General features: G+C 72.4%; 20 protein-coding genes. 14 read left to right on the top strand and 6 right to left on the bottom strand.

Annotated features, from left to right (window positions below):
• Positions 1-28: 28 nt before the first annotated feature.
• The 3 genes from KGA66_RS13605 to KGA66_RS13595 all read left to right on the top strand — a co-directional run bounded on the left by KGA66_RS13605 (position 29) and on the right by KGA66_RS13595 (position 2,452).
• Positions 29-1,432, top strand: a complete 1,404-nt coding sequence (locus KGA66_RS13605; protein ID WP_211468400.1) for a helix-hairpin-helix domain-containing protein — start codon at positions 29-31, stop codon at positions 1,430-1,432.
• 232 nt (positions 1,433-1,664) lie between these two features.
• Complete coding sequence (locus KGA66_RS13600) at positions 1,665-2,000, top strand: hypothetical protein (RefSeq protein WP_211468398.1); 336 nt, start codon at positions 1,665-1,667, stop codon at positions 1,998-2,000.
• Positions 2,001-2,008: 8 nt separating this feature from the next.
• The gene (locus KGA66_RS13595; RefSeq protein ID WP_211468397.1) at positions 2,009-2,452 is read left to right on the top strand and encodes an ABC transporter permease; all 444 of its coding nucleotides are present in this window, start codon (positions 2,009-2,011) and stop codon (positions 2,450-2,452) included.
• 183 nt (positions 2,453-2,635) lie between these two features.
• Here the strand turns inward: KGA66_RS13595 and KGA66_RS31595 are convergent, their stop codons facing one another.
• Entirely contained in the window at positions 2,636-4,486 is a 1,851-nt protein-coding gene (locus KGA66_RS31595) for a cellulose binding domain-containing protein (RefSeq protein ID WP_211468395.1), read from the bottom strand.
• Positions 4,487-4,578: 92 nt separating this feature from the next.
• Positions 4,579-6,513: an AfsR/SARP family transcriptional regulator gene (locus KGA66_RS30995; RefSeq protein ID WP_211468393.1), complete on the bottom strand. Its 1,935-nt coding sequence runs from the start codon at positions 6,511-6,513 to the stop codon at positions 4,579-4,581.
• A gap of 263 nt (positions 6,514-6,776) precedes the next feature.
• Between KGA66_RS30995 and KGA66_RS13580 the strand changes: the two genes are divergently transcribed.
• Positions 6,777-8,951, top strand: coding sequence for a DEAD/DEAH box helicase (locus KGA66_RS13580; RefSeq protein ID WP_211468391.1), 2,175 nt, complete (start codon positions 6,777-6,779; stop codon positions 8,949-8,951).
• Between the two features lie 74 nt (positions 8,952-9,025).
• Here KGA66_RS13580 and KGA66_RS30100 read toward each other — a convergent pair whose 3' ends face one another.
• The gene (locus tag KGA66_RS30100) at positions 9,026-9,694 is read right to left on the bottom strand and encodes a YbhB/YbcL family Raf kinase inhibitor-like protein (RefSeq protein ID WP_211468389.1); all 669 of its coding nucleotides are present in this window, start codon (positions 9,692-9,694) and stop codon (positions 9,026-9,028) included.
• A gap of 114 nt (positions 9,695-9,808) precedes the next feature.
• On the opposite strand from KGA66_RS30100, the gene KGA66_RS13570 reads away from it, so the two are divergent.
• Together KGA66_RS13570 and KGA66_RS13565 are read left to right on the top strand one after the other, a co-directional pair.
• Positions 9,809-10,831 carry a GlxA family transcriptional regulator gene (locus KGA66_RS13570; protein ID WP_211468387.1) on the top strand — a complete coding sequence of 341 codons (1,023 nt, stop codon included), beginning with the start codon at positions 9,809-9,811 and terminating at the stop codon, positions 10,829-10,831.
• Between the two features lie 62 nt (positions 10,832-10,893).
• Entirely contained in the window at positions 10,894-11,517 is a 624-nt protein-coding gene (locus KGA66_RS13565; protein ID WP_211468385.1) for a DJ-1/PfpI family protein, read from the top strand.
• Between the two features lie 363 nt (positions 11,518-11,880).
• Here KGA66_RS13565 and KGA66_RS13560 read toward each other — a convergent pair whose 3' ends face one another.
• Positions 11,881-13,005, bottom strand: a complete 1,125-nt coding sequence (locus KGA66_RS13560) for a glycosyltransferase family 4 protein (RefSeq protein WP_211468383.1) — start codon at positions 13,003-13,005, stop codon at positions 11,881-11,883.
• A gap of 209 nt (positions 13,006-13,214) precedes the next feature.
• Between KGA66_RS13560 and KGA66_RS13555 the strand changes: the two genes are divergently transcribed.
• The 6 genes from KGA66_RS13555 to KGA66_RS13535 all read left to right on the top strand — a co-directional run bounded on the left by KGA66_RS13555 (position 13,215) and on the right by KGA66_RS13535 (position 19,186).
• On the top strand, positions 13,215-14,279 hold the full coding sequence (locus KGA66_RS13555) for a hypothetical protein (RefSeq protein WP_211468381.1): 1,065 nt from the start codon (positions 13,215-13,217) through the stop codon (positions 14,277-14,279).
• Between the two features lie 99 nt (positions 14,280-14,378).
• Complete coding sequence (locus KGA66_RS31590; protein ID WP_211468379.1) at positions 14,379-15,377, top strand: DUF4129 domain-containing protein; 999 nt, start codon at positions 14,379-14,381, stop codon at positions 15,375-15,377.
• Complete coding sequence (locus KGA66_RS30090) at positions 15,377-15,949, top strand: hypothetical protein (RefSeq protein WP_246507736.1); 573 nt, start codon at positions 15,377-15,379, stop codon at positions 15,947-15,949. The genes KGA66_RS31590 and KGA66_RS30090 overlap by 1 nt, the downstream gene beginning before the upstream one ends.
• 266 nt (positions 15,950-16,215) lie before the next feature.
• Positions 16,216-17,187: an AAA family ATPase gene (locus tag KGA66_RS13545; protein ID WP_369015870.1), complete on the top strand. Its 972-nt coding sequence runs from the start codon at positions 16,216-16,218 to the stop codon at positions 17,185-17,187.
• Complete coding sequence (locus KGA66_RS31585) at positions 17,184-18,545, top strand: DUF58 domain-containing protein (protein ID WP_211468375.1); 1,362 nt, start codon at positions 17,184-17,186, stop codon at positions 18,543-18,545. Before KGA66_RS13545 ends, KGA66_RS31585 begins: the two co-directional genes overlap by 4 nt.
• On the top strand, positions 18,542-19,186 hold the full coding sequence (locus tag KGA66_RS13535) for a hypothetical protein (RefSeq protein ID WP_211468373.1): 645 nt from the start codon (positions 18,542-18,544) through the stop codon (positions 19,184-19,186). Before KGA66_RS31585 ends, KGA66_RS13535 begins: the two co-directional genes overlap by 4 nt.
• 51 nt (positions 19,187-19,237) lie before the next feature.
• Here KGA66_RS13535 and KGA66_RS13530 read toward each other — a convergent pair whose 3' ends face one another.
• Positions 19,238-20,008: an SDR family NAD(P)-dependent oxidoreductase gene (locus KGA66_RS13530; protein WP_211468371.1), complete on the bottom strand. Its 771-nt coding sequence runs from the start codon at positions 20,006-20,008 to the stop codon at positions 19,238-19,240.
• Between the two features lie 98 nt (positions 20,009-20,106).
• The gene (rpe, locus tag KGA66_RS13525) at positions 20,107-20,802 is read right to left on the bottom strand and encodes a ribulose-phosphate 3-epimerase (protein ID WP_211468369.1); all 696 of its coding nucleotides are present in this window, start codon (positions 20,800-20,802) and stop codon (positions 20,107-20,109) included.
• A 59-nt stretch (positions 20,803-20,861) separates the two neighbouring features.
• Between rpe and KGA66_RS13520 the strand changes: the two genes are divergently transcribed.
• On the top strand, positions 20,862-21,491 hold the full coding sequence (locus tag KGA66_RS13520; RefSeq protein WP_211468367.1) for a nucleoside/nucleotide kinase family protein: 630 nt from the start codon (positions 20,862-20,864) through the stop codon (positions 21,489-21,491).
• 74 nt (positions 21,492-21,565) lie between these two features.
• Entirely contained in the window at positions 21,566-22,084 is a 519-nt protein-coding gene (locus KGA66_RS13515; protein WP_211468365.1) for an RpiB/LacA/LacB family sugar-phosphate isomerase, read from the top strand.
• The last annotated feature ends 55 nt before the right edge of the window (positions 22,085-22,139 follow it).

Below are 22,139 nucleotides of genomic sequence, written 5' to 3'. Positions count from 1 at the left end.
CACTGGGCTTGACTAGTGAAGGGCGCAGATGGCGACCCTGCCCAGACTCAAGCCGCGCGAGTTCTACGACCTGGTGGTCGAGGTCGCCCTGATCCGGCCCGGCCCGATCCAGGGCGGGGCCGTGCACCCCTACCTGCGCCGCCGCCGCGGAGACGAGAAGCCGACCGCGCCGCACGAACTGCTGGAGAAGGCCCTCTCCCGCACCCTGGGCGTGCCGCTGTTCCAGGAGCAGGTGATGCAGATGGCCATCGCCGCGGCGAACTTCTCCGCCGCCGAGGCCGACCAGCTGCGCCGGGCCATGGGCTCCAAGCGATCCACCGAGAAGATGCTCGCCCTGCGCCGGCGCCTGATGTCCGGGATGGCCGCCAACAAGATCACCGGGGAGCTGGCCGAGGACATCTACAACAAGCTCGAAGCGTTCAGCTCCTACGGCTTCCCGGAATCGCACTCGATATCGTTCGCGTACCTCGTTTATGCGAGCTCGTACTTGAAGCGGTACTACCCGGCCGCGTTCACCACCGCTCTGCTCAACAACCAGCCCATGGGTTTCTACAGCCCCGCTTCGCTCATCAGCGACGCCCGGCGGCACGACGTGGCCATACGCGGCGTCGACGCCAACGCGTCCCGGTACAAGGCCGCCCTCGAACCGCCCACCCCGCAGGAGACCGCGGCGTATCGGCGCACCCATCCGCACTCCTCGCCGCACCCCCAGCCCGCGATCCGTCTCGGCTTCGCCTCCGTGCGCGACCTCGGCGCGAAGGCGGCCGAACGCGCCGCCGCCGAACGCGACGAACACGGCCCGTACCGCGGCCTGGAGGACTTCGTGCGCCGCACCGCCCTGCCACGCGCCGCACTCGAAGCCCTGGCCACCGCCGGCGCGTTCGGCTGCTTCGGTCTCACCCGCCGCGAAGCCCTGTGGCGGGCCGGCTCGCTGGCCGGGACCACCGAGGCCCATCTGCCCGGCACGTCAGGCGCCGAGCGCGCCCCCGCCCTGCCCCCGATGACCGCGGTGGAACAGACCTTCGCCGACCTGTGGGCCACCGGCACCAGTCCTGACTCCCACCCCATCGCCCACGTGCGCGCCGAACTCGACGCCACCGACCACACCCGTATCGCCGACCTCGATGACCTGCCGGACCGGCGCCTGGTACGCGTCGCCGGGATCGTCACCCACCGCCAACGGCCGCCCACCGCGGGCGGTGTCTGCTTCCTGTCGCTGGAGGACGAGACCGGGCTGGTCAACATCGTCTGCTCGCCCGCCGTCTGGGCGAAATACCAGCGCGTCGGCCTGGCCCACGGCGCCCTGCGCATCACCGGTCATCTGGAACGCTCCGACGGCCGCGGCGGCGCCCTCAACATCGTCGCCGGACGCCTCGCCCCGCTGCGCGTCGCCGCCCAACCCGGCAACCTGCGCGGACGCGACTTCCGCTGAAGCGGCCGGCGAACGCATCCTCACGCGTCCCGTCCGTACGCGTCCCGTCCGTACGTGACCTGCGACCTTCCGGTGCCGAAGTACCCTGCGTTTCTCTTCAAACGCCGGACGACCACCGCGTGCCGTGGGACGATCAACCTCAACAAGGTGGGCTCGACTGGGGGATCAGATGCGCTGGCGTTCCTTGGAGACTGACTCGGGCTGGATCGCGGCCGCCGCCGTGTGCACCCTGGTGGCGGCTTTCGCGTTTGATCACGCCACGCCGGGCTTCCTGAACATCCGCGACATCGACGATCTCGCTCGCGGCGCGTTCGCGCCGCTGCTGTTGCTGACGCTCTCGCAAATGCTCTTGTTGCGCGTCCATCGCCTCGAACCGGCCTTGATCGGCGTCTCAGGTCTGGTGGGGACACTGGCGGTGTACTGGAACGCCAGGCACGGTGTGCCGTTCGGATACGCGGTGGCCCTCTCGCTCGCGGTCGTGATCGTCGTCTTCGCCGTGGTCAACGGGCTGCTGTCGGCGTCACTCACCGCACCGGCCGCACTTGCCGTCTCCGTGGGGTGTTCCTGAGCACGACCGTGATCTCCGCCGTGGTCATCGGAACCCAGGGAGTCATTTCGGTGTCCACGAAAGGTGAGTTCGCCCGGCTGGAGCAGGAGAATGCAGGCGGCCTTCCGGCCGTCGCGATCATCGCGCTCGTGGTCTGCGCGATCGTCGGCCTGATCTCGCTTGCGACGGGCGCCAAGCAGCGCACCGGCTTCGCGAGGCGGCGCGCATGGATCGGACTCTACGCCTGCGCCGCGCTGCTCTCCGGCATCGCGGGGATTCTGACGGCGATCAATCTGCAAGGGGTCACTGCGACAGGGGACGCGGCTCTCCAGGAGGGAGAGGTGATCGCCGCTTTGCTGGTAGGCGGCGCGAGCCTGTACGGCAGCCGCGGCGGGGTGGCCTCGGCGTTCGCCGGTTCGGCCTTCGTGGCCGTCATGCCTGGGGCATCTCATCGACCGTACACGGACCGATGACGGCCTACTGGATCTTCGCGGCGTGGGGCCTGGCCGCCACAGTCTGCTTCCTGCTCGACTACTTCACCCGCGAGCGCGCCGACGCGCCGCCGGCGACCTGACTCACGTCACGGTCCACGCCGGCCGCCGCCGGGCGAGGAATCAGCCCTCGTGGTTCCCGGCGGCGTTCGCGCAGCGGTGCGATCAGGACGGTTCGACGCCCCAGACGAGCGTCCCGTCGACGTAGACGGTGATGTGCGGCGAGTCCTGGAAGGCGCTGTTCGTTCCGTAGCTGAAGTCGTTGGTCTGGGTGAAGCTGCTCCAGTCGGTCTTGTTGAAGCGAAGCTGGATCTGTCCGGTGGATGCCCCGGCGTTGAGGGTTCCGGCGCCGGAGGTGAATCCGACTTCGAGGTATGCGTCGGCCTCGTTGAGCGGCGCGCTCAGGTTCACCACGTTCTCCGTGACGTTCGCGCAGCCGATCACGGCGTAATCGCAGGTCGCCGCATACGTTGTGGCCCCGTTGTCGTGGGTGAACCAGTACCGGACCCTGACATGGGACAGGCTCACCGATGCCGCGGCGGTGTTGACCAGTTGCACGACCGGCTGGATGCCGGTCACCTGCGGCGCGGCGGAAGTATCAAGGTACTGTGACTTCGGGCCGGTGGTCACGGGGGCCGCGCAACCGTAGCCGGCGGCCGTGCCGCAGCCGAATGACGTGCTCCAGCCGAACTCGTCGGAGCCGGTCTGATAGGCCGAGACGAACCACATCTTCGTGCCGTCCGACGGGTCCTGCACGGCGTCGTAGTAGTCGCCGTACCGCTCGCCGCTGGTTCCTGATGTCGCGTCGGACTGCGCCATGCTGGCGTACCAGGTGGGGCCGGCCGCGCCCGCCGAGGGTTCCGTCGCGGAGTTCGAGTACAGGTAGGAGTCGTAGAGGTTGCCGGCCGCGTCGACGCCGACCGAGCCGAGCAGGTGGTCCTCGACCGCAGGCTGACCAGAAGAGCTCTGCGTCAATTGGCCGTTGGTCAAGTCGTACACGTCACGGTACGTGCAGTACCGGGTCGCGTAGGAGGCACAGCCCTGCTGGCCTGAGAAGGCCATCACCTGGTGCCCGTCGCTCGTGCGGCTCTCCATCACGGCATTGATGACACCGGTGCCGAACAACTGGGCGTCCGCGGTGCCGCCGGGGATGACCGGGTTCGCGGAGGGCAGCGCGGGTGCGGTGTCGGCGCCCGCGAAGGTCGCGGTCACCGTCGGGGCGGCGGCGGTTCCGGAGACCTTCAGCACGTCGAACCCGCAGCCGAGGTCGGAGCAGCCGTTGCCGACGAAGTAGCCGTCCGCCGTCACGCTCGCGGAGTTCTGATACACCGCGGCCTTGTGGGTGAAGCGCCGCTGCGAGCCGTTCGGGATCGTCGGCGATACTGGGGCGTCGAGCGTTCCGGACAAGGCATCGGCCAGGGGATAGACGTACAGCACGTCCGAATCGCCGGTGTCCGGGCCGCCGTAAACCATGAGTTTGTCCGTGGTGGCCAGCGGCTTCGGCGCGTCGAGGAACGGCATGCCGGTCTGCGCCTGCCCGATCCAGCGGTACCAGGCGCCCGTGGGGTCAGAGGTCTGCGAAATCGCGACCGAGACTCCGTAGTCCGCGGCACCGTTCGTCCCGTTGGTGCAGGTGAACACCCAGCGCTGGTTCACCGGAAGGTACTGGATCTCGGTGTCGCCGCAGTTGTTCGCGCCGGCCGCGGTGCCGAGGAACGCCTGCACGCTCTCGCTCAGCAGCGGTGCGGACGTGTTCGTCTTGGCCCACATCGCGATCTGCGAGTTGACGACCTCGACGATGTCGCTGCGCCCGACGGCTATGTTCGGGTCGCCGGGGGCCTTGCCGCCGTCGCCGGAGATGCCGGAGGCCGCGTGTGCGGCTCCGGCGAACGCCATGGCCTGCAGGAGGATCGCCGAACCGGCGATCAGGGCAGGCAGCCGGCGCCGCGGACGCGGCGCGTTCGTGTTCGGTTCTTGTTCGGTCAGTGTTCTGACGTGCGTGGTTCCGAAGCGCACTGCGAACCTCTCGCCCGGTGGATCTGCTCGATCAGTCCTGCCCGGCGGTCGGCGCCGCGGAAGCGTGGGCTGATCCCTTGCGCTTCAGGAGATCAGGCGGCGCTGCCGTTGCCCTGCCAGAGCTCTGTCAGAACTCCCGCACCGCAGCGGGCGGTGCGGCCGAGCACGAACCGGCGCACCGGAGTGAGCAGCCGATAGGAATAGCGCTCGCCGTGGCGCTGGGTCTGCACAAGGCTGTGGTCCACCAGGCCGCCGAGCAGTCCGGCCACCTCCTGCCAGGTCGGCGGCGTGCACGCGACCGCGCGCTCGGCCTCCTCCAGGGTGAACGGCCCGTCGAAGGCGGCCAGCGCGCCGAGCAACCGCTGCGCCGGCCGGGTCAGCAGGTCGTAGCTCCACTCCAGCGTCGAGTCGAGCCCGCGCTGGTGCGGCAGCCCGGCGCCGTTCGGCGCGACCAACAGCCCCCGCTGCCAGCCGACGCGCCGCAGCAGCGTCCGCAGCGACATCGTGCGCAGCCGCGCGGCCGCCAACTCCACCGCGAGCGGAAGGCCTTCCACCGCCCGGCACAACTCGGCCACCGCCTCCGGGTCGGTGCTCAGATCGAGGCGCGGCAGGTGCCCCGAGGCACGCAGCCGCAGCAGCCGCGCCGCGGAAGCCGGTTCGAGCGGCGGCAACTCGACCACCGCCTCGCCGCCAAGGCCCAACGGGCGTCGCGAGGTAGTCAGAATACGAATTCCGGGGCACGAGCGGGTGATCTGGTCCACGAACCGGCCGCAGTCGGCGGCAACGTGTTCGGCGTTGTCCAGGACGAGCAGCGACTGCGTCTCCTTGAGCGCTGCCGCCGGCTGCCCCGGTCCGCGGACCTCCAGCGCCGCGCACACGGCCGCGACGATGCGCGCGTAACCCTCATCCGTGGCCGGGCGCCGCGGTTCCATGGGCGGCAGGTAGCCGAGTTCGACCACTGTCACGCCGTCGGGGAACCCGGGGGCGACCCGGCTGGCCGCGTTGAGCGCCACCGCGGTCTTGCCTACACCGGCCGCCCCGACGAGGGTCACCACGCGCTGATCGAGCACCGCGCGTGCCAGGCCGTCGATCTGCTCACCGCGGTCGATCAAGCGCTGCGACGGCGGTCTGAGGCCGCGCCAGGTCGTCAGCGCGGCGCAGTCCGCGTGCCGCCGCGCGGACTGTGTCTGCGCTTCGAGTGCGGGTCGGCGTCCGGGTACGGGTCCGAGTTCGGGTCCGGGTCCGGGTACGGGTCCAAGCCCGGGTCCGGGTCCGAGTACGGATTCGGGTACGGATTCGGGCCGCAGAATCCGCAGGTGCAGGTCGCGCAGCCAGGCGCTCGGTCCTATCCCCAGCCCCTCGCGCAGCGCGCTGTCCAGGCTCTCGTACGCGGCCAGCGCCTCCACCTGACGGCCACTGCGGGAGAGCGCGAGCATGAGTTGGCCAACCAGGCGCTCACGGAACGGCTCCGCGCGCACGAGCGCGGGGAGGACCTCCACGAGCAGCGCGTGCCGCCCGGTGCGCAGAAACAACTCGGCACGTTCCTCCTGCAGCGCCAGGTGCTTCTCGGCCAACCGCGCCGCCTCGTCAGCCAGCACGGGCGAGTCGACGTTGCCGAGCGGTCGCCCGCGCCACAGTCCCAGCGCCTCCTGCAGCGCGTCGGCGGCCTCATCGAGCGCCCCGCGGGCCCTCGCCGCGGCAGCCGTGTCAGCGAGCTGATCCGAGAGCGACAGATCGAACCGTGCGGCGCGCGCGTTGAGCCGATAGCCGCCAGGGAGGCTTTCGAGCACATCCGGGCCGAGCAGGCGGCGCAGCCGCGAGATCGCGCTGTGCAGCGCGGCGCGCGGTCTGGCCGGCTGGCGCCGCGCCCAGACGATCTCGCCGAGCCGGTCGGCCGAGACGACGTCGTCGGCCGACAGCAACAGCCCCGCCAGCAGGGTCACCGCGGTGCTCGCGCCCATCGGTACCGGCTGACCGCCGCTCAGCAGCTCGACCGGGCCGAGGACGCGGAATTCCAGATCGGCCATGGCCTTCCCCCGCCCTGGATCCCTCGACAAGATCCCGACGGACTCAGCTTAACCGGTTATCGCGCTGTCCAGAGCGCCGACCGGCGCGCCCAGCGGGCATTTGGCGGCAGAAAGCTGACATCAACCTGACTGGTAGGCGAATCCCGCGCGACGATCGGTAGTCCCTACCGTGCAAGACATACCGGGTACCGCCGCGCCGGTCGGGTCGGTAACGTGCCGTCGTGCTTCAGCGATTGATTCCCCGGACCGACGGTGGGTAACGCATGCCCGTGCAGAAACCCGCATCCGGCAGCCCGGCCGCGATAAGATCCCTGCTTCATCGTGCCGCCGCTGCCGCCGCGGCGGCACGCAGCCTGCTGGAAGACGACCGGCGCGCGCAGCAGGCCGTGCGCGAGGCGTACACCGCGCTGCACTCGGCCGCCGTGCGCGACCGCCTGCGCGCCACGCCCGTCGAAGAGCTCAAGCAGATCGTGCCGCGCCTACCCGTCGCGAAGCTGACCCGAGCCGGATTCACCGACGTCGAGGCGATCCTGAGAGCCGGTATCGAGCGCATCGAACAGATCCCGGGCGTCGGCGAGCAGGCCGCGGCGCAGGCCGTGGCGGCCGCGCAGCGGATCGCGGAGGGAGTCGAGCAGGACACCCGGATCTCCACGGACCTGGATCCGGACGACGAAAAGGGCGCGGCGCTGCTGGCCGCGCTGCACCGGATGCAGAACGCGCAGAGCGCCGCCGACCGCGCGCGCGAACCGGCCCGCACGCTCGGCGACCAACTCGGTCGGCTGATATCCGCGGCCGGTCCGCTGCGCGGAAGGCTGCGCCGCACGTTCGTCGGCGCGCGCCGGCGCGAGGACGCGCGCGCCGCCGTGGCCGAGCTCGAGCAACTGCTGGAGGCTCCCGAGACCCAGCGCGACCTCAAGCGGATCGAGACCGCGGCCCGGCGGCTGAACGCGCGCAGGCCCCGGCCCACCACCATCCGCCGCGACTTCGAGAAGCGCGCCGCCGAGTACTTCGGCACCCTCGCGCGGATCGTGGGGGTGCGCGAGGACGCGCAGGCCGCGCGCGGATTCATCCCCGAGGACCTGGCCGCCGAGATCGACAAGCAGCACCTTGACACCCGTCATCTGCGGGTGTCGCTGCGCGGCTACCAGCAGTTCGGGGCGCGCTTCGCCCTGGCCGGACGCCGGGTGATAATCGGCGACGAGATGGGCTGCGGCAAGACCGTCGAGGCGGTCGCCGCGCTCGCGCACCTGCGCGCCGAGGGCGAGCGGCACTTCCTGGTCGTGTGCCCGGCCAGCGTGCTGATCAACTGGATGCGGGAGGTGCGCGGCCACAGCACTCTGCGTCCCTATCGGCTGCACGGCGCGCACCGCGACGAGATGCTGCTGGCCTGGGCGGCGTCCGGGGGCGTCGGCATCACCACGTTCGAGACCGTGCGCTCGCTCACCCTGCCGCGGGTCAGGATCGCGATGCTCGTGGTCGACGAGGCGCATTACGTGAAGAACCCCCACACGCAGCGCTCGAAGGCGCTGGCGGACTGGACCCGCCGGATCGAGCGGGTGCTGTTCCTGACCGGGACGCCGATGGAGAACCAGGTCGAGGAGTTCCGCAGCCTCGTCGGCTACCTGCAGCCCGGTCTGGTCGACGAGGTCGACGGGATCGACGCGATCGCCGGATCCAAGGCGTTCCGCCGCGCCGTGGCCCCGGCGTATCTGCGCCGCAACCAGGAGGACGTGCTGGCCGAGCTTCCCGAGATGACGCGGGTGGACGAGTGGGAGGAGTTCGGCCCGCAGGAGGCGGCCGCGTATCGGCAGGCGGTGGACGAGGGCAACTTCATGGCGATGCGCCGTGCCGCGTACGCCGCCGCGACCACGCAGGGCTCGGCGAAACTGCGGCGCCTGGTCGAGATCGTCGACGAGGCCTGCGATTGCGGGCGCAAGGTCGTGGTGTTCTCCTACTTCCGCGACGTGCTCGACATCGTGTGCGCGGCGCTGGGCCCGAGGGCCCTGGGGCCGCTGACCGGCTCGATGCCCGCGCCGCGCCGGCAGGAGCTGGTGGACAGCTTCGCCCAGTCCGCCGCGCACCCGGTGCTGGTCAGCCAGATCCAGGCCGGCGGCGTCGGGCTCAACATCCAGGCCGCCTCGGTGGTGATCCTGTGCGAACCCCAGGTCAAACCGACGCTCGAGACGCAGGCGATCGCCCGCGCGCACCGGCTCGGCCAGGTGCGCAAGGTCCAGGTGCACCGGCTGCTGGTGGCCGACAGCGTGGACGAGCGGATGCTGGAACTGCTGGAAACCAAGACCGAGCTGTTCGACGCCTACGCGCGGCGCAGCGAGATCGCCGAATCCTCTCCCGGGGCCCGCGACCTGGCCGAGCCGGTGCTGGCCCGGCGGGTCGTGGACGCGGAGCGCGAGCGGCTGGGCCTCGGCGTGGCGGGCTGACCGGGCGCCGGGGCGACCGCCCCCCGGGGCGCGGGAGGCGGCGACCGGCCGTCAGCGGCTTTCCGGGCGGGCGCTTACCTCAGCGGCAGCCGGAAGGTGCCGATGATCACCGTGGATCCGACCACGGACGGGGTGATCGCGCCGAGCACCTGCTCGTAGGTGAGCGAGTCGCCGGGCAGCGTCGCGGTCGACAGCGCGTAGAGGGTGAAGATGTAGTGGTGGGTCTGCCCGTCGGCCGGCGGGCAGGGTCCGCCCCAGCCGACCACGGGGATGCCGTTGACGTCCCAGCTGGTCGAGCCCTGGGTGTACTGGATGACGCCGTGGCCCTCCAACTCGTGCGCGGCGCCGGGGATGTCGTAGACCACCCAGTGGTGCCAGCCGCCGGACAGCGGCGCGTCCATGTCGTTGACCAGCAGCGCGTAGCTGCGGGTGCCGGCGGGCGGGTTGACCCAGTTCAGCTCGGGGGCGAGGTTGCGGCCGTAGCAGCCGGCCTCGGCGGCGTACTGGCCGCCGAACTCGGTCCACACCGGCAGCGGGCCGCCGTCGCGGAAATCGGGGCTCAGCAGGGTGAACGGGGTCGGCCTCGCCGGGCCGGGCGCACCGGCCGTGGCGGAGGAAGTGGCGGCCGCGGCCGCGGCCGAGCCCGCGCCGCCCGCGCCGCCCGCGCCGACGAGCGCGACCAGGGCGGCGACCGAAATCAGGGTTCGACGGGACCAGCGCCGGGGCGAGGTGAGAACGCGCACGGGGACCTCCGGATTCTGCCATGCCTCGGGGACCGGCCCATCAAACTCTGAACCCTGATACGTGTCAAGCGTGGTGGCCGCGCGGCGGCAGCCGACGCGCCGTATCCTCGCGTCATGGGCCGCACGATCGTCTTCCTGGTCTTCCCGGACTTCCAGATCCTCGACCTGACCGGACCGCTGGAGGTCTTCTCACAGGCGCAGCGGATGCGCCCGGGTTCGTACACGACGCGGGTGACGGCGCTGGAGCCGGGGCCGGTGACCGCGAGCTGCGGCCTGCCGGTGCTCGCCGAGACCGCGGACGCGTTCCGCCCCGAAGCAGCCGAAACGGCCGACGCGGCGACCGGGACGACTGGGACGACTGGGACGGACACGCTGATCGTGGTCGGAGGGCGCGGCACACGCGTGGCAGCCCAGGACGGTCAACACTCCGCGTGGATCGCGCGAACAGCGGCGCAGGCGCGCCGTACCGCCTCCGTGTGCTCCGGTGCGTTCCTACTCGCGCAAGCGGGTCTGCTGGACGGGCGCAGGGCCACCACGCACTGGCAGGCGTGCGCCGAACTGGCCGAGCGGTTCCCCGCGGTGACGGTCGACCCGGAGCCGATCTTCGTGAACGACGGTCCGGTGTGGACCTCCGCCGGGGTCACCGCGGGCATCGACCTGGCGCTCGCGCTCGTCGAAGCCGACCACGGCGGCGCACTGGCCCGCGCGATCGCCCGGCAACTGGTGGTGTTCGTGCAGCGGCCGGGAGGGCAGAGCCAGTTCTCCGCCCAGCTCGCGGCGCAGCGCCCGGCCCGCGAGCCGCTGCGCCGGTTGCAGACGTACATCTCCGAGCACCCGGACGCCGACCTGTCGGTCACCACCCTCGCGGCGCACGTGGGCATGAGCGAGCGGCATTTCGCCCGGGTCTTTCGAACCGAGACCGGCATCAGCCCGGCAGCGCACGTCGAAGCGGTCCGGGTGGAGACCGCGCGGCGGCTGCTTGAGACGACCGCGGACGGGCTGGACCGGATCGCGCGGGTGGCCGGGTTCGGGACCGTGGCGACGATGCATCGAGCGTTCCGGCGCAGCGTGCACGTGACCCCGGGAGATTACCGGGCCAGGTTCCGCGAGCGGTCGGCGGCGCGCGATCCGCGGTGATGGCCGAATCCGTCACAAGCATGACCTTGCCGCCATCGCGGCGCTGCCACCAGGCTGGCTGCATGAGAATCGTGATTCCGCTCTTCGCCCATTTCACCGCCCTCGACGCGATCGGGCCCTACGAGGTGCTGCAAAGGCTGCCGGGCGCCCAGGTCACCTTCGCCGCGAAGGAGCGCGGCGTCGTGCGCACCGACAGCGGCGTGGCCGGCCTGCACGCGGACGCCACGCTCGACGAGGTCGACGCGGCGGACATCCTGGTCGTGCCCGGCGGACCGGGAACCAGGGCACTGATACGCGACGAGGAGGCGCTCTCCTGGGTGCGCGCGATCCACGAGACGACGCGGTGGACGACCTCGGTGTGCACCGGCTCGCTCGTACTCGCCGCCGCCGGGCTGCTGGACGGTCTCGACGCGACGACGCACTGGGCCGCCGTGGAGACGCTGGAGAAGCTCGGCGCCCGCTACACGCCCGAGCGGGTCGTGCGGCGCGGCAAGCTCGTCACGGCGGCCGGCGTCTCCGCCGGCATCGACATGGCGCTGGCCCTCGCCGCCCTGGCCGCGGGCGAGCAGGTGGCCAAGGCCCTCCAGCTCGCCGTCGAGTACGACCCGCAACCGCCGTTCGACGCCGGATCGCCCGCGAAGGCCGGGCCGCAGGTCGTCGCGCTCTTCGCGGCGCTGCGCGGCTGAGCGGACGCGCGAAACCGGAACTGAGCGGGCGGGCGGGCGAGCCGAGCCGGGGCGCGGGTGAACGCCGTTCCGAGCCGCAGCGGGGTCGGGCAGCGACTCGGAACGGCATCGCGACAACGCCCAACGCGAGGAGGGCGCCGCCGTATAGGGGACCGCCGGCCCACCCATTGAGTCCGGCGATGCGGCACGCGGAAGCTGTCCGCGGCATGCGGCCGACCCCCCGATCAGCCGCGCCCCACTTACCCTGCCGGTCGCCGACGGGAAACGACAGGGCTTGAGGGTGGCGGAAACCTGCCGTGGCGTAACCGCGCCATCCGCGACGCGCAACCGAACCGCTCCGGACCGTTGAGCTGCGCGGTCTCCTCAGCCCAGGGCGTGTTCGAGCGGGCGTCGTCCGGTCAGGACCTGGCTGTAGTGCCCGAGAAGCTCGTCACATACCGAAGCCCAGGACCGGGTGAGTACCGCTTCGCGTGCTTTCGCGCCGTACCGCGCGCGCAGCGCGGGGCTGGCGACGAGTTCGGCGACACGGCGCCTGAGTTCGTCGGTGTCGTCGGGTGCGAACAGCAGCCCGGTGTGCTCGTGGCGCACCAGATCCAGCGGGCCGCCGACCGCGGGCGCGACCACCGGCACGCCCGAGGCCATGGCCTCCTGCACGCACTGCCCGAAGGTGTCGTCCGCTCCGGTGTGCACGAACACGTCGAGCGACGCGTACGCGGCGGACAGCGCCTGTCCGCTGAGGAATCCGGGCAGCGCGGCGCTCGGTATCAGTGCGCGAAGACTCGGGGCGGCCGGCCCGTCGCCGACCGCGACGATCCGCACCTTCGGCAGGTCCGCGAGGCACGCCAGCAGGTGCACCCGCTTGTCCCCGGCGAGCCGGCCGACGTAGCCGACGAGGACCTCTCGGTCGCCGAGCAGCCACTCGCGCAGCGTCTGGTCGCGGTGCGCCGGATTGAACCGGGCGGCGTCCACGCCGCGGGCCCACAGCGCGAGCCGCGGCACGCCCTGCGCGCTCAACTGCTCGTAGCTGGCCCGCGAGGGCACCAGTGTGATGTCGGCCTGTCGGTGGATGTGCCGGATCCAGCTCCAGATCATCGCGTCGGTGCCGCGGAAGCCGTACGCCCGCGCGAAGCCGGCCACGTCCGTCTGGAAGACCGCGACACACGGCACGCCGAGCCGTCGGGCCGCCCGCGCCCCGGCCGCGCCCAGCGCTATCGGGGAGGCCAGATGCACCAGGTCCGGCCCGAACTCGCGCAAGAGCCTTTCCACGCGCCGGGTGGGCAGCCCGAGCTTGAACTCCCGGTATCCGGGCAGCCCGACGCCGGGCACCGCCACCACCGGGAAACCGGCGTAGACGGACGGACCGGGGCGGGGCGCGACGACCAACGCGTCGTGGCCGTGCGCCGCGAGGTGTTCCAGGATCCGGCCGACGGTGTTGGTGACTCCGTTCACCTGCGGCAGGAACGATTCGGTGACTACTGCGACCCGCATATCGAACACGGTGCCCGGCGGGGTTTGCTGCCCGGTGACCGCAGCGCGGTCGACGGGCGAACTCTGCCCGGAGGATCGGTGCACGGCACGAGGGCGCGTGACCGCACACGAGTGATTCCGCCCGGGGCGTGCACGGGGAAGCCTGCGGGAATGAGCCATAGGGTGATCACGGTTCGTATTGGCATCGCGCGGAGGGTAAGGGGGGCGGTTTGACGGACGAGACGGCGCTCTCAGCCATGCCGGTGATCGAGGCCGCACCGGCGCAGCCGACCAGCCCCGCGCAGCCTTCTGAGCAGATGCCGCGCACGCAGCACGGCTCACCGCCGCGGATCACCGCCTTCAGCGAGTTCGCGAGGGTCCTGCGAACCCGCCCCGACTGGTTGTACGGGCTGCTGTGCAGCTGGGCGCTCGGTTTGGGCACCTTCGCGTTCCTGCTGGCGTTCACCAGGCCGGACCTGGCCCATCCGATGAACGCGGTGGTGGTCCCCGTCATCCTGACGGCGGTGGCCGACGGCTCGCTGACCAACCAGCTGGCCGCCGAGCCGCGATGGGCCGCGGACCTGCTGCGCTCCGGGGCCGATCCGGGCCGGATCCTGCTGGCGCGCAACCTGCTGCTCGCGGTGTGGGAGCTGTTGTTCGTCGCGATCGTCGTCGCGCTCACGGTGCGGCTCGGGCACAGCGCGGCCTGGGTGCGACCCGCCCTGCCGCAACTGGCGGTGCTGCCGATCGCCTCGATCGCGATCGGCAACCTGGCCTCGGTGTTGATGCCCTGTCCGTTCATGCGGATGAGCAAGCGTTTCCAGGCGGTCGGCACTTGGGCGCGCTGGACCATCTACATCGCGATCCCCTGGGGCCTCAGCTCGGTCGCGCTGGCCATGTGGGCGCTGCCGGTGTACCTGGAATGGCGGTGGGAACCGCGTGTGGTCACCCATGTCCTGGACCTCAAGCACTACGCGCCGACGGTGCAGCACGCCGCGCACACGTACATCATGATCTGGGTGGTCATCATCCCGCTGTGGCATCTGACGGTATGGCTGATCTCGCTGCGGCTGGCCCAGACGCTGGCCCGCATGCGCAAACAGGGCCTGATCAAGCTGATGGAACGGCATCTCGACCTGAACGCGCGGCTGCCCGACCTCTCCTTTCACGCGGCCGCCCGCCAGTTGCCGCGCCGGATCCGGGAGATCCCCAAGGACCTGCGCGGCGAACTGGGCCTGCTCGGCTCGGGCCTGCTGGAGGCGACCGCCACCGCGGCCAGGTTGTGGGTCCCCTGACACCCGGAACGGGACGAAAACACCCGCCGTACTGACATCCGCGGTGCCGATGTGCCAGGCTGGCGTCCGAACAGAGGCGGCAGGGAAGAGACCGGACGGGTGAGACGGAGCGGGAGCGGCGATCAACGGCTGATCCCCCGGGACGGCAGGCTGCTCGCCGCGGCGACGGTGCTAGCGCTGGGCGTCGCGGCGATCGGGGTGCGCGCGGCCGCGGGCGCCGCGTTGCGCAGCAACGACGGCCTGCCCACCGGGGCCGCCGTCGGCCTGGCCCTGCTCTTCGCCGGCGCGGCCCTGGTCACCGCGGCGAAGTACCGGCTCCACGTGCGTACGACCGAGGTGCCCTCGAACGCTCTGGACAGGCTGCGCCAGGCCACCGTCGCGGTGCTTTTCGCCGGCGCGGTCCTCGTGCCGTTCGCGCTGATCCTGCTGCGCCGGCCGGACGACGGCAAAGGCGTCCCGCCATTTCAGGCGACACCCACACCCACCTTCCTGCCGGGGTCCGCGAGCCCGGGCCCGGCCCGCAGCGGCGCGACCCGGCACCCGGTGCGCTCCTTCTCCTTCGACCTGTCGGGTTTCCTGGTGGCGTTCGCAATCGTCATCGGGGTCGCACTGCTGGTTCTGCTCGTGTTGCTCGCCGCGCGGCTGCTTCGCGGGCTGCCGCTGACCGGACCGGTGCAGTCCTCGCCGCCGGCCGCGGTCTCCGGCGGCGAGGACGAGGCGCTGGCCGACGCTTTGCTGGCCGGCCGCGGCGCGCTCGACGGGGAGGACGCGCGCACCGCGATCATCGCCTGCTACGCCGCGATGGAGGAATCGCTGGCGCAGGCCGGCGTGGCACGCAAGCGCGCCGACAGCCCCTTCGACCTGTTGCGCCGCGCCGCCTCCCGCGAACTGCCCGGCGCGGGCACCCGGGACGCCGTGACGCTGACCGAACTGTTCCGCGAGGCCCGCTTCTCCTCCCACCCGATGACCGCGCGCCATCTCGAAACCGCACGACGGGCGCTCGACTCGGTCACAGACGCGCTGGCCGAACGCACCGAGCCGGGCAGCGGGGACGCGCCGCGAACGGACACGCACACGCAGACCCGGGTGGTGAGCTGATGGACGTAGTGCGCCGAGAGCCCGGCGGGCACCGGTTCGGCCCGGCTGTCCTCGCCTTGCTGCTGCTGGCCGGCATGGCCGTCGCGGCCGAGGCGTTGCTGGCGGTCGCCGGCGGCCCGGGCGCGGCAGCCGTGGGCGCGGCCGCGGTCGTCATCATCGCGCTGCTGGTCGCCCGGTACGTGGCGGGCGCGGAGGCGATCGACGGCTCATATCGCAGACCCCTGCGACTGGTGCAGCAGCGGGAGCCGAGCATGCAGGGATGGGCGACGGCGGTGGAGTCGGCGCGCGAATCAGCGGCCGGCTACGAGCGGGTGCTGCGCCCCCGACTGGAACGGCTGTACGCGGTGCGCCTGGCCGACCGGCACGGCGTCTCGCTCTATCACGAGCCCGAGCGCGCCCGGGCCCTGGTCGGCGCGGACGTGTACGCGTGGATCGACCCGCGCCGCCCGGTGTACTCGGGCCCGCTGCCGCCGCGCCGTACGCTGGACCGGCGCGCGCAGAGCGCCAACTACCCTCCGCCGGTGCCGGATGTCGTCCTGCGGGCGCTCGTTCAACGCCTCGAAACGCTGTGAGAGGCCTCTGGATCGGTTCCGGATGTAACGACACGACAGCCAGCCAGCCACAGGATGCCAAGCTCTTGAGACTACACGGTGTCGGGCACGAGAAGGAGATTGCGCGCTCGGGCCCGATCCGAAAGCCCTCGCAGACCTCCCCGCGGGGAGCAACGGGTGACGATGAGGAGCACGAAGCCTTGGAGAACGCAGTGAAGACATCCGCCGCGACGGCAGCCGGTCCGCAGCCGGCGCACGCGGCGGGCAGTGGCGCGGGTCCGGTCGCCGTGCCCGCGGGCCTGACGCCGGCGCAGACCGGGCAGCGCGCGCACGCGGTACTCGACGAGGTCGCCAGGGCGGTGGTCGGCAAGCGTCCCGCGCTGGAGCTGGTGCTGCTCGGGGTTCTGGCGGGCGGCCACGTGCTCATCGAGGACCTGCCCGGGCTCGGCAAGACGCTGCTGGCCCGGTCCTTCGCCACCGCGCTGGGGTTGGAGTTCACCCGAATACAGTTCACCCCGGACCTGCTGCCCTCGGACGTGACCGGCGCGCCGTTCTACGACCAGCGCTCGGGCGAGATGCTCTTCCGGCCCGGCCCGGTCTTCACCCACCTGCTGCTGGCCGACGAGATCAACAGGACCCCGCCGAAGACCCAGGCCGCGCTGCTCGAGGCGATGGCCGAGGGCCAGGTGTCGGTGGACGGGGCGACCCGGCCGCTGCCCAGGCCCTTCGTGGTGATCGCGACCGACAACCCGATCGAGTACGAGGGCACGTACGCGCTGCCCGAAGCGCAGCTTGACCGGTTCCTGCTGCGGGTGCGCATGGGCTATCTGCCGCCCGCGGACGAGACCGCGATGCTGCGCAGGCGCCTGGACCGCGCCGAGCCCGAGGCGGTGCTGCGCGCCCTGACCGACCCCGCCGAGGTGCTGGCGATGCGGGCCAGCCTGGAGGCGGTCGAAGTGGACGACGACCTGCTCGGCTACATCATCGGCCTGGTCACCGCGACGCGGAAGCACGCGCAGATCCAGGTCGGCGCCTCGCCCCGCGGCGGACTGGCGCTGGTGCAGCTGGCCCGGGGCCGGGCCGTGCTCGACGGCCGCGACTTCGTGACGCCCGAGGACGTCAAGGCCGTGGCCGTCCCCGCCCTCGCGCACCGCATCACCCTGCGGCCGGAGCTGTGGGTGCGCCGGATCAACGCCGACGACGTCGTGCAGGGCATCGTCGACTCGGTCGCCACACCGCGCACGGTCCCGCAGCCGTGATCGCGCACGGCGGCGAGGCAACGGACAGTGCGTCCGCCGCTGCCGTTCGCCGCGCGCTCGACGGCCGGGAGTACTCAGCCGACCCCGCCGCCCCGCCGACGGCGCCGACCCGGCGCTGGCGGCTGAGCGAACGGGCGCTGCGGCTGAGCAGCGTGGCGCTGACCGCGGCGGCGCTCGCGCTGATCACCGGCCGGGCGTGGCTGCTCGCGCTCGCCGCGGGTCCGGCGGTGCTGCTCGCGCTCGGCGCGCCGGGCTCCACCCGGCCGACCCGGCTCGGCGCGCAGGCCGCCGTGCCGGTCCGCCGCTGCTTCGAGGGCGAGCCGATCACGGCGCGGGTCGAGCTCGCCTTCGACGGACTGGCCGGCTGGATCGACCCGGGCCTGGCCCCCGGTCCCGGCGTCGAGCTCACCGGGGTCGAGGTGTCGGGCCCCTCGGTCACGTTCTCGTTCGCCGCGCGGCGCTGGGGCCGCTGGACGCTGGGCACCGCGGACATCGACCTGCACGACCTCGGCGGGCTCGCCCGCCGGACGGTGCGCGTGGAACTGGGCGAGGTCGACGTCTACCCGCTGCCCGCCGAAAGCGGCCTGTCTCCCGTCCCGGCGCGGCTGCCGCAACGGCTCGGCGAGCACACCGCGCGGCACCCGGGCGAAGGCTTCGAGTTCGCCGGCGTGCACCCGTACGCGTGGGGAGAGCGGCAGCGGCGCATCCACTGGCCGTCGACCACGCGGCGCGGCGCGATCCAGATCACCAGCTTCGCGGCCGAACGCGCGACCGACGCCGTGGTGCTGCTCGACGCGTTCGGCGACCTGCGCGACCCGGGAACCGGCCGCTCCACGCTCGACGACTCGGTACGCGCCGCGGCCGGCATCGCCCGCGCCTACCTGCGCAGCCACGACCGCGTCGGCATCGTGTCCGTCGGCGGGCGGCTGCGGTGGCTCCAGCCGGGGACAAGCGGCGGCCATCTGTACCGGATCATCGAGACTGTGCTCGAAGTGCGCCGCGACCTCGGTTACCACACCCCGGTGATCGACCACGTCCCCGCACCCGCGCTGCCGCACGGCGCGCTCGTCTACGCGATCACGCCACTGGCGGATGACCGGATCCTCGACCTGTTGCGCGACCTCGCCGAGCGCGGCAACCCGATGGTCGTGGTGGAGATCCCGACCGGGGAACCGAGGGCGGAGCCGGAGGACGAGGCGGCCGGGTACGCGCTGCGGCTGTGGCGGCTGGATCGTCAGGCGCTGCACTTCAGCCTGGTGGAACGCGGGATCCCGGTGGTCAGCTGGGATGGAACGGGAGAACTGGATCTGGCGCTGGCTCCGCTGCTGCGCTCCCCGGTACGAGGCAGGCAACGATGAACGCGGCCGGATCGGGACGTGAAGACGACCACGAATACGCCGCGCCGGGCCGCCGCCGCGGTGCGTCGCCCCACCGCGCGGTACTGCTGCTCGGCGTGGCCCTGGTCTCGGCCGTCGCCGATCCCACGCGGCTGGCCGGGCGCGGGCCGGCGGGCTGGCTGTGCTTTGCGGCCGCAGTGGTCGCGGCGATCTGGGCCGCGCCGGCGGTGGCGCGCCGTCCGATCGTCGCCTCGGCCCGGCTCGGCAGCCGGCTGGTGCGCCACCGAAACAGCGCGTTCGCCGTCGGCTGCACGATCGTGGCGGGATTCAGCGATCCCCCGGTGTGGTTGACGGCGCTCGACGCGGTGCTGCTGTCGGCGTACCTGCTCGCCGTGGACGCCGTCGCGGCCGGACCGGTGGGCGTCAGGCAACTGCGAGACCGCACCGCGGCGCTCGCGGCGCCGGCGGCGATCGCGGTGGTGCTGCTCGCGGCGCGCTCCCCGGTGCACTCCGGGGCGGTTTGGGGCCGGATCGTGGCCGCGCTGGCGTTGGCCGCGGCCGCAGCGGCCGCGGGCGCCGCGTTGTGGATCCGGCAGGCGGCCGCCGCGGCGGCGTCCCAGCCAGAAGGGGAATCACGCAGCGGATCCGCCCGGCATCGATAGCCCGCGTCCTACGGTCAGCGTCCAAGAGGACCGATACACGACCAGGCACGATCAGTGCACTGAGAAGCCGCCGTCCACGAACAGCAGTTGACCGGTTACGTACGCGCAGGCGTCCGAGGCGAGGAAGAGTGCCACGCCCCGGAAGTCCTCCGGCAGCCCGTTGCGGCCGGCCATGGTGCGCGAGGCGAGCGCCTCGACCCTCCGCGGCTCGGAAGCGGCGGCCGCGGTGAGCGGCGTGACGACGAAGCCGGGCACGACCGTGTTCACGCAAACGCCGCGCGGCGACCACGCCTCCGCCTGCGAACGGGTCAGTCCGGCCAGACCGGCTTTCGCGACCCCGTAGACGCCGCTGTCGCCGAACGCCGAGACGCTCTGCTGCGAACCGATGTTGATGATCCGCCCCCAGCCGCGCTCGGCCATCCGCGGGCCGAAGCGCTGGCCCAGCTGGAACGGGCCGGTGAGGTTGGCCGCCACGATCCCGTCGTAGTCGTCGAGGCTCTGCTCGCCCAGCGGCGGGCGCGGGTTGATCCCGGCGCAGTTGACCAGGATGTCGATCTCGCCGACCAGGCGCACCGCCGCTTCGGCCGCCTCGGCCAGGCGCGCGCGGTCGGCCACGTCCGCGGACACCCAGTCCGCCTGCCCGCCCTGCTGCCGTATGCGCCGCGCCGCCGCCGCGAGCTTCTCCCGGTCGCGAGCCAGCAGCACCGTGCGCGCCCCGGCCGACGCGATCGCCTCGGCCATCGCGCCGCCTATGCCCGAACTGCCGCCGGTGACCAGCGCGGTACGCCCGGTCAGGCTGAACAGTTCATCGAGGACTCGCATCGGTGGTCGCAGGCGCGGTGTCCTTGCGGATCCGGTTCCTGCGTCCCCTTTCAAAGCGGCCGTCCCTTTTCGATTCGGCTTCAATTCGGCGCCGCCCGTCAGGCCTGCTGCGCGTCCTGCCACGACGGCTTGCCGGCGGCGCGCTCGGCCAGCGCCCGCAACCCGCGCACCGCCTTGTCCCGGTCTTCCGCCGCATACACCGCCGAACCGGCCACGAACACGTCCGCTCCCGCCTCCGCGCACCGCTCGATCGTCTCGGTCGACACGCCGCCGTCCATCTGCAACCAGACCTGGCCGCCGCGCCGCTCGATGGCCCGCCGGGCACGGCGCACCTTGGGCAGCACGCCGTCGAGGAACCGCTGCCCGCCGAACCCCGGCTCTACCGACATGATCAGCACCATGTCGAGCTCCGGCAGCAGGTCCTCGTAGGGCTCGATCGGGGTGGCCGGGCGCAGCGCCATTCCCGCCCGGGCGCCGGCCGCGCGCAGCGTGCGGGCCAGCCGGATCGGCGCGGCGGCGGCCTCCACGTGGAAGGTCACCGAGCCGGCCCCGGCCTCGGCGTACGCGGGCGCCCACCGGTCGGGGTCCTCGATCATCAGGTGGCAGTCCAGCGGCAACGGCGAAGCCTTGAGCAGCGCCTCGACCACCGGCAGGCCGAGGGTGAGGTTGGGCACGAAGTGGTTGTCCATCACGTCCACGTGCACCCAGTCGGCGGCCTGCGAGACAGAGGCGACCTCGTCGGCGAGCCGGGCGAAGTCGCTGTTGAGGATCGAGGGCGAGATCTGGACCGTCATGGCGCCATTGTCGCCTACCGCGGGGACCGGGCACACGGCCGGCCCGGGATGATGGGTCGGTGGACGTACGCGCGATCTCCCCGGCCCTGCTGGTCGAACGGCTCGCCGACCAGGTCGCGGCGCTCGCCCCGGGGACATGGGTCCGGGTGGCGCTCGACGGGGCGCCGGCCGCGCGCCCGGGCGACCTCGCCCGCGACCTGGTGGACCCGCTGCGGGTGCGAGGCCGCGCGGCGCTGCGGGTGTCCGCGGAGGACTTCTTGCGTCCGGCCTCACTGCGGCTGGAGTACGGCCGCACCGACCCGGACGTCTACTACGACGGCTGGCTCGACACGAAAGCACTGGTCCGCGAGGTGCTCGGTCCGCTCGAACCAGGCGGCAGCGGCCGGGTGCTGCCCGCGCTGTGGGACGCCGAACGGGACCGCGCCAGCCGCCATGAGTACACGAGACTCACGCCCGGCGGCGTGCTGCTGCTGGACGGCGCGCTGCTGCTCGGACGGGGCCTGCCCTTCGAGTTCACCGTGCACCTGTGGCTGTCCGCCGCCGCGCTGGCCCGAAGGACGGGCCCTGACACCGCGTGGACGCTGCCCGCGTTCGCGCGATACGAACGCGAAGCGCAGCCGCTGATCCGCGCGGATGTCGTCGTGCGCGTCGACGATCCGCGGCATCCCGCGCTGGTCCAGCAGCTGTGAGCGTGCGCAGTACCGTGGAGACAGGGCGAGCCGCGTCCGGCCGCCTGACGGATATCGCAGGAGGCTGAGCCGAAATGTCCGAGAGCGGGACGCCCGTCTCCCCGGGCCGCGAGCCCTCCGCCGGCGCGCGACTGGTCGCGGTGGGCAGCGACGAGCGCACCGCGTCCACGGACGCGGCGGTCGCGCACCTTGGCGCGCGCGGCCTCGACGTCCTCGTCGCCGGGCCGCTGGCGGGCCGAAGCGCCGACTGGGTGCAGGTGGCCCGGGAAGTGGGCCGCGCGGTGGCCGAAGGGCGAGCCGAGAGGGCCGTGCTGTTCTGCTACACCGGCACCGGCGCTTCGATCGCGGTGAACAAGGTGCCAGGCGTGCGCGGCGCGCTGTGCGTCGACGCGGAGACGGCCCGGGGCGCACGGCGCTGGAACGACGCGAACGTGCTGGTACTCAGCTACCGATTGGCGACCGAGACGCTGGTACGCGAGATCATCGACGCGTTCCTGGACACCCCGGCAGACCCCGCGCAGGCGGCCACGATCGATCAGCTACGCGAACTCGAACGCGCCGCGCGGGACGCCGAAGGGTCGTCCCCGGGCTGACCGGCGGGCCCGGCCCGGCCCGGCAGCAGGATCTCGCGCGGCAGGGCGGGAGGGG

The organism is Actinocrinis puniceicyclus (assembly GCF_018283645.1).
Lineage (GTDB): Bacteria > Actinomycetota > Actinomycetes > Streptomycetales > Catenulisporaceae > Actinocrinis > Actinocrinis puniceicyclus.
Note: the sequence above shows the minus strand (reverse complement) of the source record. Positions and strands in the feature narration are given on the sequence as shown.

Coding starts and splice junctions, on each gene's coding strand:
- KGA66_RS13515 (WP_211468365.1), top strand. CDS start 21,566: ATGTCCGAGAGCGGGACGCCCGTCTCCCCGGGCCGCGAGCCCTCCGCC.
- KGA66_RS30090 (WP_246507736.1), top strand. CDS start 15,377: ATGGACGTAGTGCGCCGAGAGCCCGGCGGGCACCGGTTCGGCCCGGCT.
- KGA66_RS13570 (WP_211468387.1), top strand. CDS start 9,809: ATGGGCCGCACGATCGTCTTCCTGGTCTTCCCGGACTTCCAGATCCTC.
- KGA66_RS13565 (WP_211468385.1), top strand. CDS start 10,894: ATGAGAATCGTGATTCCGCTCTTCGCCCATTTCACCGCCCTCGACGCG.
- KGA66_RS13580 (WP_211468391.1), top strand. CDS start 6,777: ATGCCCGTGCAGAAACCCGCATCCGGCAGCCCGGCCGCGATAAGATCC.
- KGA66_RS13535 (WP_211468373.1), top strand. CDS start 18,542: ATGAACGCGGCCGGATCGGGACGTGAAGACGACCACGAATACGCCGCG.
- KGA66_RS13530 (WP_211468371.1), bottom strand. CDS start 20,008: ATGCGAGTCCTCGATGAACTGTTCAGCCTGACCGGGCGTACCGCGCTG.
- KGA66_RS13605 (WP_211468400.1), top strand. CDS start 29: ATGGCGACCCTGCCCAGACTCAAGCCGCGCGAGTTCTACGACCTGGTG.
- rpe (WP_211468369.1), bottom strand. CDS start 20,802: ATGACGGTCCAGATCTCGCCCTCGATCCTCAACAGCGACTTCGCCCGG.
- KGA66_RS13560 (WP_211468383.1), bottom strand. CDS start 13,005: ATGCGGGTCGCAGTAGTCACCGAATCGTTCCTGCCGCAGGTGAACGGA.
- KGA66_RS30995 (WP_211468393.1), bottom strand. CDS start 6,513: ATGGCCGATCTGGAATTCCGCGTCCTCGGCCCGGTCGAGCTGCTGAGC.